This is a genomic window from Xanthobacter autotrophicus (assembly GCF_029991245.1).
In the GTDB taxonomy this organism is placed as follows: domain Bacteria; phylum Pseudomonadota; class Alphaproteobacteria; order Rhizobiales; family Xanthobacteraceae; genus Xanthobacter; species Xanthobacter autotrophicus_C.
The window spans coordinates 1-463 of record NZ_JAIVFO010000349.1; the positions used below are offsets into that span (position 1 = coordinate 1).

Here is a 463-nt window from a genome sequence, read left to right on the forward strand (position 1 = left end):
CCACCAGGACCGCCCCGTCGAGGACGGCGAGGGCGCGCTCGACCTCGGCCACGAAGTCTGCGTGGCCCGGGGTGTCGAGGAGGTTGACCTTCAGGTCGCCGATCGCGAACGAGACGACCGCCGAGCGGATGGTGATGCCACGACGGCGTTCGATGTCGTCCGCGTCGGTGACGGTGTCACCGTGGTCGACACGGCCGAGGTGGGTGCTGACGCCGGTCTCGTAGAGGAGGCGTTCGGTCAGCGTGGTCTTGCCGGCGTCGACGTGCGCGACGATGCCGATGTTCAGTCTGGGGTTGAGCCGAGGAGCGTGCGGGAGCACATGACCGCCTTGGGGAGCTGGGACAGGTGGGCACGCGTGCTCCCCATCTCAGGCCTCCTCCCTGCGGTGTCCGCGGTCGTCGTGGCCCTCAACCTGCCACGCCCCCACGACGGGACGCCAGCGCTTATCAGTACGTCGTGACGC

The 463-nt window shown here is 69.3% G+C and carries 1 protein-coding gene; it reads right to left on the bottom strand.

All coding sequences use genetic code 11. From position 1 onward, the window contains the following. Nucleotides 1-286 (bottom strand): GTP-binding protein (locus K9U41_RS23160; RefSeq protein WP_432715857.1); only part of this gene is annotated, 286 nt, incomplete at its 3' end. Nucleotides 287-463: the final 177 nt, after the last annotated feature.